Annotated in this window: 14 protein-coding genes; 5 read left to right on the forward strand and 9 right to left on the reverse strand. The window is 73.9% G+C overall.

What is annotated here, in order from left to right:
- Positions 1–72: 72 nt before the first annotated feature.
- Genes ACGFIB_RS29475 through ACGFIB_RS29485 form a run of 3 tightly spaced genes read right to left on the reverse strand, consistent with a single transcriptional unit; the run spans position 73 to position 1,993 of the window.
- A complete protein-coding gene (locus tag ACGFIB_RS29475; protein WP_393376383.1) occupies positions 73–693 on the reverse strand; it encodes a methyltransferase domain-containing protein in 621 nt (206 codons plus the stop codon).
- The gene (locus ACGFIB_RS29480; protein ID WP_393376384.1) at positions 690–1,352 is read right to left on the reverse strand and encodes a TIGR04282 family arsenosugar biosynthesis glycosyltransferase; all 663 of its coding nucleotides are present in this window, start codon (positions 1,350–1,352) and stop codon (positions 690–692) included. Before ACGFIB_RS29480 ends, ACGFIB_RS29475 begins: the two co-directional genes overlap by 4 nt.
- Positions 1,349–1,993, reverse strand: a complete 645-nt coding sequence (locus ACGFIB_RS29485) for a glycosyltransferase family 2 protein (protein WP_357248299.1) — start codon at positions 1,991–1,993, stop codon at positions 1,349–1,351. Before ACGFIB_RS29485 ends, ACGFIB_RS29480 begins: the two co-directional genes overlap by 4 nt.
- Positions 1,994–2,126: 133 nt before the next feature.
- On the opposite strand from ACGFIB_RS29485, the gene ACGFIB_RS29490 reads away from it, so the two are divergent.
- Complete coding sequence (locus ACGFIB_RS29490; RefSeq protein WP_393376385.1) at positions 2,127–3,452, forward strand: hypothetical protein; 1,326 nt, start codon at positions 2,127–2,129, stop codon at positions 3,450–3,452.
- Between the two features lie 11 nt (positions 3,453–3,463).
- On the opposite strand, the gene ACGFIB_RS29495 is transcribed toward ACGFIB_RS29490, so the two are convergent.
- Positions 3,464–4,477 carry an NAD-dependent epimerase/dehydratase family protein gene (locus tag ACGFIB_RS29495; RefSeq protein ID WP_393376386.1) on the reverse strand — a complete coding sequence of 338 codons (1,014 nt, stop codon included), beginning with the start codon at positions 4,475–4,477 and terminating at the stop codon, positions 3,464–3,466.
- Between the two features lie 151 nt (positions 4,478–4,628).
- On the opposite strand from ACGFIB_RS29495, the gene ACGFIB_RS29500 reads away from it, so the two are divergent.
- Positions 4,629–5,780, forward strand: coding sequence for a cellulose binding domain-containing protein (locus tag ACGFIB_RS29500; protein ID WP_393376387.1), 1,152 nt, complete (start codon positions 4,629–4,631; stop codon positions 5,778–5,780).
- A gap of 73 nt (positions 5,781–5,853) precedes the next feature.
- On the forward strand, positions 5,854–7,179 hold the full coding sequence (locus tag ACGFIB_RS29505; protein WP_393376388.1) for a cytochrome P450: 1,326 nt from the start codon (positions 5,854–5,856) through the stop codon (positions 7,177–7,179).
- Here ACGFIB_RS29505 and ACGFIB_RS29510 read toward each other — a convergent pair.
- Complete coding sequence (locus tag ACGFIB_RS29510) at positions 7,167–8,321, reverse strand: RtcB family protein (RefSeq protein WP_142572421.1); 1,155 nt, start codon at positions 8,319–8,321, stop codon at positions 7,167–7,169. The two genes, ACGFIB_RS29505 and ACGFIB_RS29510, sit on opposite strands and share 13 nt — an antisense overlap.
- Positions 8,322–8,437: 116 nt before the next feature.
- Here ACGFIB_RS29510 and ACGFIB_RS29515 point away from each other — a divergent pair, with 116 nt between their 5' ends.
- Positions 8,438–9,466, forward strand: coding sequence for a phosphotransferase (locus tag ACGFIB_RS29515; RefSeq protein ID WP_393376390.1), 1,029 nt, complete (start codon positions 8,438–8,440; stop codon positions 9,464–9,466).
- A gap of 42 nt (positions 9,467–9,508) precedes the next feature.
- A complete protein-coding gene (locus ACGFIB_RS29520; RefSeq protein WP_393376392.1) occupies positions 9,509–9,943 on the forward strand; it encodes a hypothetical protein in 435 nt (144 codons plus the stop codon).
- A gap of 53 nt (positions 9,944–9,996) precedes the next feature.
- On the opposite strand, the gene ACGFIB_RS29525 is transcribed toward ACGFIB_RS29520, so the two are convergent.
- The 4 genes from ACGFIB_RS29525 to ACGFIB_RS29540 form a co-directional block, all read right to left on the reverse strand.
- Entirely contained in the window at positions 9,997–10,329 is a 333-nt protein-coding gene (locus ACGFIB_RS29525) for a cupin domain-containing protein (protein WP_142572418.1), read from the reverse strand.
- 180 nt (positions 10,330–10,509) lie between these two features.
- Entirely contained in the window at positions 10,510–10,779 is a 270-nt protein-coding gene (locus ACGFIB_RS29530) for a LysR family transcriptional regulator (protein WP_142572417.1), read from the reverse strand.
- A 345-nt stretch (positions 10,780–11,124) separates the two neighbouring features.
- Positions 11,125–12,612 (reverse strand): MFS transporter, encoded by a 1,488-nt coding sequence (locus ACGFIB_RS29535; RefSeq protein ID WP_393376394.1) that lies wholly within the window; start codon positions 12,610–12,612, stop codon positions 11,125–11,127.
- A gap of 169 nt (positions 12,613–12,781) precedes the next feature.
- Positions 12,782–13,993, reverse strand: coding sequence for an acyl-CoA dehydrogenase family protein (locus ACGFIB_RS29540; RefSeq protein ID WP_393376396.1), 1,212 nt, complete (start codon positions 13,991–13,993; stop codon positions 12,782–12,784).
- Positions 13,994–14,028: the final 35 nt, after the last annotated feature.

The raw sequence follows: 14,028 nt of genomic DNA on the forward strand, positions 1-14,028 counted from the left end.
GGCGGCGCCGCCGGGCGGACCGGGACCGCCGCCCCCGTTTCCCGTCATCGGCGGTCAAAGCTCCGGCCCGCCTCACCCGGGCCGGCTCAGGACGCAGAACCAGCGGCCGGCCTCGGTCCACACCTCCTCGGGGTGGAGGCCGGTGCGCCCGGCGAGCGGCCCGATATCGGAGACGCTGACCCGTGCCCAGGCGAACCACCCGGTGATCCTGCCCTCCCGGCGCAGCCGGACCCGTTCCGCGCGGGTCGCGGCGCCGGGGGGATCGAGCTCGGCGACGACCTCGCCGCCGGGCCGGAGCAGCTCGCGGACCCGCCGCAGCAGGGCGTCGGGGTCGCCGCCGATGCCTATGTTGCCGTCGGCCAGCAGCACGGTGCCCCAGCGGCCGGCGCCCGGCACGTGGCCGAACACGTCGCGGCACAGGGCCCGCCCTCCGGCCAGGCGGGTCAGCCGGACGGCCCGGGGGGTGACGTCGATGCCGAGCGCCCGCACCCCTCGCCTCGTCAGCGCCACGGTCAGCCGTCCCGGTCCCGAACCCACGTCGAGTGTGGGGTCGGCGCAGCGGGCGAGCATGGCCTCGTCCCCCGCGGAGTCGTAGAGCCAGCGCCACGACTCCAGCGGCCACGTCCTGCCGTCGGCCGACTCGACCTCGACCGGTGCGCCGTCCAGCGACTCGGCGTAGAGGGGGCCGATCACGCGGGGACGTCCGCGCCGAGGGCCGCCACCGCCGCAGCGAACCGCGAGGTGGGGACCCGCGCGGCCACCGCGCGCGCGTCGGCGGCGGTGTCCACGTCGGTCAGTTCGGGCAGCAGGGCGGCCCGCACGCCCGCGGCGCGGATCCGCTCCATCAGCAGAGTCCCGGTGTCGGGCCGCGACATCGGCAGCCCGGCCAGCAGGGCGGGGTCGGGCCTGCGCTGCCCGAGCAGCCAGAACCCGCCGTCGGCGGCCGGGCCGACGACGACCTCGTGCCCGCCCAGCAACCGCCCGGCCTCGGCCAGCAGGGCGGGGGTGACCTGCGGGGTGTCCATGCCGATCAGCACGACCGGCACGGGAAGGGCCGCCCACGCGTCGGCGAAGGCGGCGGTCAGCCGCGCGGCCAGATCGTCGCCCCGCTGCGCGACCACGTCGTACCCCGCGGGCAGCCAGGCCCCCGGCGCGCCGAGCAGGGCCAGCACCCGGCGCGCGGCGGGGGCGGCGGCGACGGCCGACAGCGTGTCGCGCAGCGCCGCCTCCGCCAGCGCGGCGGCCTCCCGCGCGGTGTACGGCGGCGTGAGCCGGGTCTTGACGGCCCCCGGCACGGGCGTCTTGGCGATGACGACGAGCTGCGTCGCGTTCCCGCCCGTGGCCGGCGTCACGCCGCCCGCCACATGTCGCGGACCGTACGCACGGTGCCGCCCACGGTGCCCGTCACCTTCGAATGGCCCACTCGCGGCAGGTAGTCGACCTCGACCTCGTCGATGCGCCAGCCCGCCTCGCTCGCCCGCAGCACCATCTCCAGGGGGTAGCCGAACCGCCGGTCCCGCAGGTCCAGGGCCAGCAGCGCCTCACGGCGGGCCGCGCGCATCGGGCCGAGATCGTGCAGCGGGGCGCCGGTGCGGCGGCGCAGCCGCCAGGCGAGCACCCGGTTGCCCAGCCGGGCGTGCGTGGGCCACGCCGATCGGGTGACGGGCATGCGGCGGCCGAGCACCAGGTCGGCCGCACCGCTCACCACCCCCTCCGCGACCGACGGCACCTGCCGCGGGTCGAGGGAGGCGTCGGCGTCCATGAAGCACACGACGGGGGCGGTCGCGGCCGTCAGGCCCGCGTGGCAGGCGGCGCCGAAGCCCGGCCTGGGCTCGGTCACCACGAGCGCGCCGTGCCGGGCGGCGACCTCGGGCGACCCGTCGGTGGACCCGTTGTCCACCACGATGGCGCGGTAGCCGTCCGGCATCCGGCCGAGCACCCAGGGCAGCGCCGCCGCCTCGTCGAGGCAGGGAAGCACCACATCGATCTGCATGCCGCAGAAGCTAGGGCCGCGGGAGCCGCGAAGTTCTTACGAAGTGACTACGGGGCGGCCCAGTTCTTACGAAGTGGCTACGGGGCGGTCCACGCGAGGGGAAGGCGTCCCCGGCGCGCCTACGGTGTCGGTCGTGACGGCACGGTCGATGACAGGGCGGCGGCGGGCGCTGGCGGCCTGGGCGGCGCTGGTGGCGGGCGCGTTCGCGGTGGGCGGTCTGCTGCACGCCCTCGGGGTGCTGCGCATCGACCACCTCCCGCCGCTGCACGCGCTGGCGCGCCTGCCCACGCTCGCGCTGATTCCGGCCGCGGCCTTCGCCGCGGTCGCGGTCCCCGTGCTGCCCAGGCTGACCGCGCACCTGCCGATGCGCGCGGCGCTGGCCGTGGCCTTCGCCGCGTCGCTCGCGTGGACGGTCCTGCTGGCCGTGTCGGGGGAGGGGCTGGCGTGGCCGTTCACCCACCCGCAGGAATACCTGGCCGGGCTCGGGGCCGTGGGCGACGACCCCCTCGGCTGGCTCGCCGGGTTCACCCGGGACCTGCCGGCCTATCCCACGCACGTGCGCGGCCATCCGCCGCTGCCGGTGCTGGTGCTGTGGGCGCTGGCGGCCGCCGGGCTGCCGGGACCGTTCTGGGCCGCCGTCCTCGTGGTCGTGACAGGGTGCTCGGCCACGGTCGCGATCGGGCTGGCGGTGTGGCGCGTCGCGGGGGAGGAGGCGGCCAGGCGGGCGCTGCCGTTCCTCGCCCTGTGCCCGGCGGCGGTGTGGATCGCCACGACCATGGACGCGTTCTTCGCGGGTGTGGGGGCGTGGGGGACGGCGCTGCTGGTGCTCGGCGCGCGGAGCCGGGCAGGCCGGGTGGCGCTCGGCCTCGGCGCGGGGCTGGCCCTGGGCGCGCTGCCCTACCTCAACTACGGCCTGGTGCCCTACCTGCTCATCCCCCTGGTGGCGGCGGTCGCGGTGGGGGTGCCGCGGGCGACCGTGGCCGCCTGCCTGGCCGGGATGGCGGGGGTGAGCGCCCTGTTCGCCGCCGGGGGGTTCTGGTGGCCCGCCGGAGTGCTCGCCACCCACGCCGAGTGGGCGGCCGATCCCGGTGCGGCCCGGCCGTACCTGTACTTCCTGGTCGCCAACCTGGCCGTGCTCGCCCTGGTGACCGGCCCGGCCGCCGCCGCAGGGCTGGTGGCGCCGGGGCGGGCCGGGGAGCGGATCCTGCCCGTGGCGGCGCTGGTCGCGGTGCTCGCCCTCGACGTCAGCGGCACCACCCGGGGCGAGGTGGAGCGGATCTGGCTGCCGTACGCCCTGTGGGTGGCAGCGGCGGCAGGGCGCACGGGAGCCGGGGGTGAGGGAGCAGGGGGTGAGGGAGCAGGGGGTGAGGGAGCAGGGGGTGCGGGCGGCCGCCGCCTGCTCGCCGCGCAGGTGGTGGTGGGCCTGCTGCTGCAGGGGTTCGTCCGGTCGCCCTGGTGAGTGCTCGTGTGTCAGTCGGCCAGCGGTGCGTGGGCGAACTCCCGCATGCCGTCGGCGAACCGGACCCGCGCCCGGAACCCGAGGCCGGCGGCGGCGCGGTCCGGGGAGGCCACGATGTGCCGGACGTCGCCCAGCCGGTAGCGGCCGGTGACCTCGGGGGCCGGTCCGCCCCGCGCCGCGCCGAGCGCGTCCGCCAGGTCGCCGATCGTGCGGGGCTCGCCGCTGGCCACGTTGTACGCGCGGAGCCGGCCGGGCGGGGCGGACTCCAGCGCGTGCAGCGCGGCGAGGTTGGCCGCCGCGACGTCGGCGACGTGGACGAAGTCCCTGCGCTGGCCGCCGTCCTCGAAGACCTGCGGCGCCCGCCCGGCCTCCAGCGCGGACCGGAAGATCGCGGCCACCCCCGAGTAGGGGGTGTCGCGCGGCATGCCGGGGCCGTACACGTTGTGGTAGCGCAGGGCGACCGCCACGCCGCCGGTCTCGCGGGCCCAGCCGGCCGCCAGGTGCTCCTGGGCGAGCTTGCTCGTGGCGTACGCGTTGCGCGGATCGGCCGGGACGTCCTCGTCCACGGTCCCCGGCGTCAGCGCCCGCCCGCAGCGCGGGCACACCGGCTCGAACCGCCCCGCGGCCAGGTCCTCCTCGTCCCGGGGGCCGGGGCGCAGGCGGCCGTGCTCCGCGCAGTCGTAGACGCCCTCGCCGTAGATCACCATGGACGACGCCAGGACCAGCCGGGCGATCCCGCGCCGCGCCATCGCGGCGAGCAGCACCGCGGTCCCGAGCGCGTTGACCGACACGTAGTCCGGGAGGTCCTGGACGTCGACGCCGAGGCCGACCTTGGCCGCCTGGTGCACGACGGCGTCGGCGCCGTCCAGGGCGCGCTCGACGGCGTCCTCGTCCCGCACGTCACCGGCCGTGACGTCCGCGCCGCCGCGCAGGTCGAAGCCCCGCACCTCGTGCCCGGCGTCGCGCAGCAGCCCGGCGACACGGGTCCCGATGAAACCGGCCGCGCCGGTGACCACGATCTTCATCCTGTGACGGTAACAACCGCCCACCACCCTGAAAGTTTCAAGTTCCTTACGGGTCGACCGGCACGGATGCGAGCGGGCTTTGACGGGCCCGCGCCGCCGACCTGATGATCCGGGCGATGCCGTCGGGGATCGACGTTCCGGAGGGTGGCTCGTGTCCAGACTGTCGTGGCCGGCCGCGTGGACCGCGGCGGGCGCCGTCGCCGCCGCGCTGCTGGCGGCCAACATCGCCGCGCCGCCCGTCCTCGCGACGAGTGTGGCGTACGCCGCCTCGGCGTCCACCGGGGAACCGACGCCGCAGCCGACCGGGTCGCCCGGGTCGCCCGGGACGGACACCATGCCGCCCACGGTCCCGGGCGAGGTGCGGGCGTGCCCGCCGCCCCTGCCCACGGGCGGCACGCCTCAGGGCGTGGTCGGCCTGTGCTGGACGGCGTCCACCGACGACGTCGGCGTCACCGGCTACGAGGTCTACCGCCTCACCCCGGACGGCTTCGTCAAGGCGACCGCCCCCACGAGCACGGTGACCGTCGTCAGCGGCCTGACCATCGGCCGGACCTACACGTTCTACATCGTGGCCAAGGACGCCGCGGGCAACACCAGCAGGCCCACCGCGCCGTTCAGCAGCACGGCGGTCACCGGCATGTACGTGTCGCCGAGCCCCGGCACGGGCGACACGACGCCGCCGACCAGGCCGACCGGGATGCAGGCCAACTGCCTGCCCGACTTCAAGGGGACGTCGTTCTGCTGGACGGCGTCCACCGACGACGCCGGGGTGACGGGCTACGACGTCTACCGGCGCACCGACACGGCCTGGATCCCGGTGGGCACCCCCATCGGCACGCACTTCACCGAGGGCAACCTCGTCACCGGCCAGTCGTACGTCTACTTCATGGTGGCGCAGGACGCCGCGGGCAACCTCAGCCTGCCGTCCGACCTGGTGACGGTCACGGCGTCGGGCGGCTACCCCACCTACACGCCGCCCCCGGTCAGCTGCGAGATCGAGTACACCGCGTGGTCGTGGAGCGGCGGCTTCTCCGCCAACGTGAAGATCACCAACCTCGGTCAGACGCCGATGAACAACTGGACGCTGCGCTTCGTCCTCCCCGACGCGGGACAGAAGGTCGCGAGCGGCTGGTCGGCCACCTGGTCGCAGTCCGGCAAGGACGTCACCGCCGCGGCCATGCCGTGGAACTCGGTGATCCAGGGCGGCGCGTCGCTGCAGATCGGCTTCAACGGCACCCTCACGGGCGCCAACCCCGATCCCACCGGCTTCACACTGAACGGCGGCGTCTGCATCCGAGGCTGACCTCCGCCGCCGTCCCGGTCGCACGGGCGGCGTCCGTCCGTTTCCGGCGGACGGACGCGGGCAGTCAGGACGTATGCCGCTGTTCGACACCACGCTGCTCCTGCTGCTCGAGGGCTACGCCTGGCTGCCGGCCCGCTGGCGGGAGACCCAGGGGGAGATGGTCCACACCCGGCTGATGGGCCGGCGCGCCGTCGTGCTGCGCGGGCCGGACGCCGCCCGCTTCTTCTACGACGACAACCACGTCCAGCGGGCCCCCGCGCTGCCCGAGCCGATCAAGAGCACGCTGCTCGGCCACGGCGCGGTGCACACGCTCGACCAGGCCGCGCACCGGGCGCGCAAGGGCATGTTCATGTCCCTCATGACGCCGCGGAGCGTCGCCGCTCTGGTGGACGAGACCACCGCCGCGTGGGACGAGGCGGTGGCGACGTGGCCGGACAGGGGAGAGGTCGTGCTCTTCGACGAGGCCGCCCGCGTCATCACCCGGGGAGTGTGCCGGTGGGCCGGCATTCCGCTCACCGAGGAGGAGACCGGGCCGCTCGCCGCCGACCTCGTCGCGATGGTCGACGGCTTCGGGTCACCGGGCCCGCGGCACTGGCGGGCCCGCGACGCCCGCAGGCGCCGCGAGGCGTGGCTGGCGGCGCTGGTCGAGGACATGCGGCGCGGGACGCTGCGGGCGCCGGGCACCTCGGCGCTCGCCGTGGCCGCCAGCCACCGTGAGCCCGGCGGAGAGCTGCTCGCGCCCCGGATCGCGGCGGTCGAACTGCTCAACCTGGTGCGCCCCACCGTCGCCGTGAGCTGGTTCCTCTCGTTCGCCGCGCACGCGCTGCACTGCTGGCCGGTCACCCGCGTCCGCCTGTCCGAGGACACCGACGGGACGTACGCCGAGGCGTTCGCCCACGAGGTGCGGCGCTTCTATCCCTTCGCGCCGTTCGTCGCCGGGAAGGCCGTCACGGATCTCACCTGGAAGGGCGAGCCGATTCGGGCCGACTGGCTCGTGCTGCTCGACGTCTGGGGTCAGAACCACGACCCGGCGCTCTGGCCGAACCCGTGCGCCTTCGACCCGCGCCGCTTCATCGGACGCGAGATCGGCCCGTACGACCTGATCCCGCAGGGCGGGGGCGATCCGGCGGAGGGCCACCGGTGTCCGGGCGAGCCGGTCGTGGTGGGCCTGCTGGAGGCCCTCGCGCCGCGGCTGGCCCGGCTGGACTACAGCGTGCCGGAGCAGGACCTCACCGTCTCGCCGTACCGGATTCCGGCCCGGGTGGCCAGCGGCTTCGTCCTGCGTCCGGCCGGCGCCCGTCCAGCCGGCACGGTGCTGCACGAGGGCGAGCCCAGCGAGAGCGGGTCCCACGAGAGCGGAGGGGCGCGACGGCGGCGCCCCTCCGTTCACCCCTTGTAGTTGAAGACCTGGCGCAGCGTGTGCCGGACCTCCACGAGGTCCTTCTGGTCCGCCATCACCTGGTCGATCGGCTTGTACGCCTCGGGGTGCTCGTCGACCAGCGCGGCGGCCCTGTCGGAGTTCCAGGTCCGGCCGCGCATCGCCTCCCTCAGCGATGCCGGTGACAGCTCGCGCTTGGCCCGGCTCCTCGACATCCTGCGTCCCGCGCCGTGCGAGCAGGAGTTGTACGACAGCGGGTTGCCCCGCCCGCGCACGATGTAGGACCGGGTGCCCATCGAGCCCGGGATCACGCCCTCGTCACCGGTGTCCGCCTTGATCGCGCCCTTACGGGTGATCCACAGCTCCTTGCCCTGATGAGTCTCCATCTGGGTGAAGTTGTGGTGGCAGTTGATCGTCCGTACCCGGGCGCCGGCGCCGACGACGCGGAACAGCGCCTCGCCCAGCACCCTGTCCATCCGCGCCCGTGACGCCATCGCGTAGCGCTGCGCCCACAGCATGTCCTCGATGTACGCGGTGAACTCCGGGGTGCCCTGGGTGAAGTAGGCGAGGTCGTAGTCCTCCATCCCGATCCCCAGGCTCCGCATGAGCCGCTTCGCGCCGTTGATGTGGGCGGTGGCGAGCTGGTTGCCGATCCCGCGGGAGCCCGAGTGCAGCACGGTCCAGACCCGGTCGCGCTCGTCGAGGCAGACCTCCACGAAGTGGTTGCCCGAGCCGAGGGTCCCGAACTGGCAGGCCACGGTGCTTTCCTGCTTGGGCGTCAGGCCGGTGTGCGGCCGGCCCAGCTCGCCGAGCGCGCGGTCCGCCGCGCGGTCGTCGTGCCCCTTGCCCACGCCCGCCGGGATGCGCCGCTCCACCAGCCGCATCAGCGGGTCGAGCGTGTCGGGCAGGTCGGCGGCCGTGAGCGTGGTCTCGGTCGCGACCATGCCGCAGCCGATGTCCACGCCGACGGCGGACGGGATGATCGCGCCCTCCGTGGGGATCACGGAGCCGACCGTCGCGCCGATGCCCACGTGCGCGTCCGGCATGAGCGCGACGTGACCGGGCACGAACGGCAGGCGCGCCGCGCGGGCGGCCTGGTCGATCGTCCCGTGGTCGATCTCGCTCGCCCAGGACAGCAGCTTCGGGGCGATGTGCTTCGGCATGGTTGGATCTCCTCCTCGATCGAGATCCACTGTGCCGGGCCAAGGCGGGAATCCCAACCGAATATCCGGCGGAAAGTCGTTTGCCGCCCTACCCGCCCGTCGCCCATCATGCCGAGATGAGCGACGATTCCCGGGACCCCGGTGGTCGGGACCAGGAGGAGCGGCGGCGCCGCCCCAACGGCGACGGCCCGGCCCCGCCCGCCGGCGGCGTACGGCTGCCGTGGACCGCGGTGCCCGCGCACCTGCGGCTGGCCGTGGAGCTGCGTCTGGGGGATCGCGTGACCGAGGCCGTGACCCAGCCCGGCGGATTCTCCCCGGGCGTGGCCGCCCGCCTGCGGCTCGCGGGCGGCGGCAGGGCCTTCGTCAAGGCGGTCGGGCCCGAGCCGAACCCGCTCAGCCCCGGCATCCACCGGTCGGAGGCCCGGGTGGCCGCCGCGCTGCCGGCCACGGCGCCCGTGCCCCGGTTGCTCGCCTCCTTCGACGAGGACGGCTGGGTGGTGCTGCTGTTCGAGGACGTCGAGGGCCGCACGCCGGCCCAGCCCTGGGTTCCGGCCGAGCTGGACCTGGTGCTCGGCGCGATCACCGAGCTGGCCGAGTCGCTGACCCCCGCGCCCGTGGCCGTGCCGCCGGCCGCCGAGCGGCTCGCCGAGGAGTATCAGGGGTGGCGGCGTCTGGCGGCCGGCCCGGACGGCCTCGGCGGAGACGGCCCCGACGCCGCGTGGGCCCGGCGGCACCTGGACCGGCTGGCGGAGCTGGAGGCGGGCTGGGGCACCGCGGTGGAGGGCGACACGCTGGCCCACGCCGACCTCCGGGCCGACAACCTGCTGCTCACCCCGGACGGACGCGTGCACGTGGTGGACTGGCCCTGGGCGTGCCTGGCCACCCCGTGGTTCGACCTGCTCGGGATGCTTCCGAGCGTGGCCATGCAGGGCGGGCCGCCGCCCGCCGAGATCTTCGACGGCCACTCGGTCGCGGCGAAGGCGGACGGCGACGCCGTCACCGCGGTCCTGGCCGCCGTGACCGGCTTCTTCCTGCAGCGGGGAAGTCTGCCCCCGCCGCCGGGCCTGCCCACGCTCCGCGCGTTCCAGCTCGCGCAGGGCCGGCCCGCGCTGGCCTGGCTGCGGCAACGGACCGGCTGGAAGTGACGCCCGCTCCACCGGTTCCGCCTGCGCGAGAGGAGATCGAGTATGAACCCCGCCTCGGCCGCCGTGGGTGGCGCGGCCGCCTTCGTCTGGCTCGGAATGGTGCTGGCGATCTCCTTCCTGGAGGCGCCGCTGAAGTTCCGCGCGCCGGGGGTGACGATCCCGATCGGGCTCGGCATCGGCCGGCTCGTCTTCCGCGCACTCAACGCCGCCGAGGCCGTGCTGGCGGTCGTCGTGATCGTGGCGGTCGCGACCGGATCGCCCGCGACCCTCGCGATCGCGCTCGCGGCGGTCGCCACGGCCGTCCTGGTGATCCAGATCGCCGCCGTACGCCCGCCGCTCAACCGCAGGTCCGACCGCGTCCTGGCCGGCGAGGACCCGGTGCGGCACAGGTCGAGGGCGCACCTCTACTACGTGGCGCTGGAGGTCGTGAAGGTCCTGGCGCTGCTCGCCCTGGGCTGCGTCCTCCAGGCCGTGTAGCGGTCCGTCCGCGCCGCGTGGCCGGGGACGGACCCGCCTCAGGGCGGGCGCGATCAGGGGTGTTTGACGACGGTGAGCAGGACCGCGCTGTCCTCGACGGCGTCGAGGGCGTGCCGTGCGTCGGGAATGGTGAGCAGGTCCCCGGGCCGCCCCTCCCACGAGGCGTCGCCGCTGCTCAGCCGGACATGACCGCGCAGCACCAGCAGGGTCGCCTCACCCGGGCTCTCGTGCTCGGCGAGGCCGGTCCCGGCGGTGAGGGCGAGCAGGGTCTGGCGCAGCGCGTGCTCGTGGCCGCCGTGCATGCTCTCGGCCGCGCGCCCGCTGGAGGCGACGGCGGCGCGTTCGAGTAGTTCCCCGGCCCGTGCGTCGAGAGAGATCGGCTCCATGCCCTCAGTCTGCCCTCAGTCTGCCCCACGCTCCATGCGGTGCCCCGCCCGCGGGGCCGGGCGCCCGCGTCCTGGCCGTGCACACGAAAGCGCGGTCCCGGCCGGGTAGCCCGGTGCGGGGTCGCCCGCCGCCGGCGGATCGAGCGCCGTCGCCACCGCTGAGCCCGCGCGGAGACGGCGCTATGCCGCGGTCACGGCCTCGCACACTTCCTTGTGCGCCGCCTCCGCGATGCAAAGCATCATTTCCGCATAGGGCAGCAGGCGCGTTCCCGCCTTCGTCAGGGCGATCCGGCGGCCTCTCCGGTCGAACAGGACCGCCCCGACGGCTTCTTCGAGACTCCTGATTTGCGCGGTGACACTGGACTGGGCATAGTGCAGCTTCTTTGCTGCCATTGTGAAGCTCAGCTCGGTCGCGACCTCACAGAAAGTGCGTAGCTGCTGCAGGTTCACACAGAACGACAAAGTACCCCCTATAACCCGAGATCAGCGAGTGGTCAAGGTGGTGCGCGCTCATTTCCAGCGATTTATTTACCATGCCCATCGGCATTCTGTCACGCATTGAGGCGATGCGTGAAAACGGACCCCGGGCGCGGGTTTCATCGCCAATTCAGCCGCGCCTCGGGATCGCTTCTCAAGGGGCCGAAAATGGAACGCCTCTTTGCCGGACCTGTTCGTGAGCGGACGCCGGAGATTCGCCGCCCGTACCGCCGCGCCGCCGGGCGCGTCCCGCCGTACGGCCGGCCGGGAGTCACCGACCCCCAGAGGGACGGTGGAGATCCCGGCCGGCCGCGGCGTCTAGTAGTCGGCGACCGCGGCGGAGGCCGCCACCCGGCGCCGTGCGGAGGCGCGCAGCGCCGCGACGAGCGTCAGCAGCATGGTGACGACGGAGATGCCGGTGACGACGTAGAGGCCGTTTTGGTAGCCGGACAGGGTCGCGGTCGTCTCGCCCGCCTCGCCGCCGGCCGCCATCGTGGCGGTCACGATCGCGAGGACGATCGCCGCGCCGACCTGATAACCCGTCTGCAGCACACCGGCCGCCAGTCCCTGCTCGGAGTCGGCCACACCGGTGGTCGCCTGGACGTTCGCGGCGGGGAAGGAGAAGGGGAAGGCCACGCCGATGAGCAGAATGCTCGGCAGGATCACCCAGACGTAGGGAGACGCCTCGTCGATCCGCAGGAAGAGCAGGTACGAGGCGGTGTAGGCGACGAATCCCGCGAAGATCATCCACTGGACCCCGAACCGGGAGATCAGTTTGCCGGCCCGCGGCGCGATCGTCGCGATGAGCAGGCCGATGGGGAGGAAGGCCAGCGCCATCTGCATCGGCGACCAGCCGCGCAGCGACTGCAGATAGAGGCCGCCGATGAACTGGAAGCTCATGTAGGTGCCGAGGATCGCCGCCGCGACCAGGCTCGCGCCCACCAGCGCGCCGTTGCGCAGCAGGCCCAGGCGCAGCAGGGGCTGGGCCGTCCGGCGCTCGATGAGGACGAAGGCCAGGAGGAGCACCACCGAGGCGGCGAACATCCCCAGGGTGCCCGGCGACGTCCACCCCGCGGTGGGCGCCTCGACGATGCTGTAGACGAGCAGCAGCATCGCGGCGGTCACGGTGACGGCGCCGGCGATGTCGAACGAGCCCCCGCGCCGCCCCGACGCGGCGTCGCGCGGCACGAGCGACAGGGCGCCGGCGAACGCGATGAGCGCCACGGCGACCGGGAGCAGGAACGTCCAGCGCCAGTTGATCTCGGTGAGCGAGCCGCCCACGATGACACCGGTCGAGTAGCCGACCGCGCCGCACGCCGTGTAGATGCCCAGCGCGCGGTTGCGCTGCGGGCCCTCGGCGAAGCTGGTGACGATGATCGACAGGCTGGCCGGGGCGGTGAACGCGGCGCCGACGCCCATGACGAACCGGGCGACGATCACGACCAGTCCCTCGTTGGTGATGCCGCCGACCAGCGACCCGACGGCGAAGACGGCGACACCCACCAGGAACATGCGGCGACGGCCCAGAAGGTCCGCCATGCGCCCGCCGAGCAGCAGGAAGCCGCCGAAGCCGAGAACGTACGCGCTCACGACCCACTGCACGGACTCGGTGGTCATCCCGAGGTCCGCCTGGATCGGCGGCACCGCGATGCCGACCATGATGTTGTCGAGAGCGTCGAGGAAGAAGGCGGCGCAGACGCTGACGAGCAGGCCCCACTCGCGGAGCCCCCACGAGTTCCCCTCTGCCGGTGCCTTCGTCTGCGTTTCGGCTAACGTCTGGACTTTTTCTTCTGGTGAAGTCGTCATGACTGTCCTAATCCACTCCGGTCGTATTGTCGCTGCCGCCGCGCCGAGGGGATGGGGAGCCGATCCCGAGCCTGGAGCGGAGGCTCTTGCCGCCCGCGTCCGACGCCGGCGGTAAGCCAGGGGCGAGGGGATGTCGTCCCTCGCCCCTGGCCGGCTTCACCGTCGCGGGTCAGCCCTTGAGCCCCAGCGGGAACGGCGCCTGAGGCGTCCCGCCGAGGAGATGGGCCCCCGCCGACTGCACGATCTGCTCCTGGGCGAGGATGTGCTGGCACATGGTGTGCAGGTCCCGCAGCCAGCGGTCCAGGGGAGAGGTCCGGTAGATCGAGGCGGTTCCGACGAGGTCGGACAGCCGGGACACGATCGAGCGAGCCGTCCTGAACGCGTTGACACGGGCCAGCGCCGAGGAGACCTGCTGGTCCGGGGTCGGTTCGACGCCGGACCGCAGCCGGTCCCACAGATCGTGCAGGGTGCCGTAGACCGCGTAGCGTGCCGCGGAGAGCTCCATCTCCGCCTGGCCGATGGTGGTCTGCACGCGGTAGCTGTCCGACCACGGCATGCCGGTCGCCCGCTCGACCCGGCCGGCCGCCAGCTCGCGCACGTGGTCCAGGGCCGCGCGGGCGACACCGAGCGGCACACCGGGCACGTTGCTCAAGAAGGCGTCCGGAGCGGTGAACGGTCCGGACCGCTGCGGCTGGGTGAAGTCGAAGGAGCGCTCCTCCGGGACGAACAGGTCGGTGACCTGGTAGTCCATGCTGCCGCTGCCGGCCAGCCCGGTGGTGTGCCAGGTGTCGACCTTCTCGAACTCCTCGCCGCGGGCCAGTATCAGGCGCCAGTTCATCGGCGCGCCGCCGGGCCCCGGCTCGGGCTCGCCGTCCTGGTGGACGACGCACCCGCCGACGACCCAGTCGGCGTGCGTGACTCCACTGCCGAACGGCCAGCGGCCGGTGACGCGATAGCCGCCGGGCACCCGGTCGGCGCGGCCCACCGGGAAGATCAGCCCGGCCGTGATCGCGTCGGGGTTGGCCCGCATCTCCTTGACGACGAACTCGTTCAGGTAGCCCGCGTAGATCCAGGTGTCCATACCGATCATGGCGCACCAGCCTGCGGCGGCGTCGCCGTAGGAGAGGGCCTCGATGACCTCGGTCTGCTGGGCGAAGGTGAGTTCCGGGCCGCCCCACTCGTTGGGCATGCCGATGCGGAAGACACCGGTGTCGCGGAGCAATTCCACGACGTCCTCGGGAAGGTGTCTGGTGCGCTCGATCTCCTCGGAGCGCTCGCGCAGCAGGGGAGCCGCCGCCTTCGCTCGCGCCAGGATCTCCTCCGGTGAAGCGGGAACCTGCTCGCGCCCTGTCACGGGGCGCAGAGTCTCCGGCATGGTCATGTGAAATCCTCCTGTTCGTGGCTTCGTCTCTGGTC

Origin of the sequence: Microbispora bryophytorum (assembly GCF_043197435.1) — a bacterium.
Taxonomy (GTDB): domain Bacteria; phylum Actinomycetota; class Actinomycetes; order Streptosporangiales; family Streptosporangiaceae; genus Microbispora; species Microbispora bryophytorum.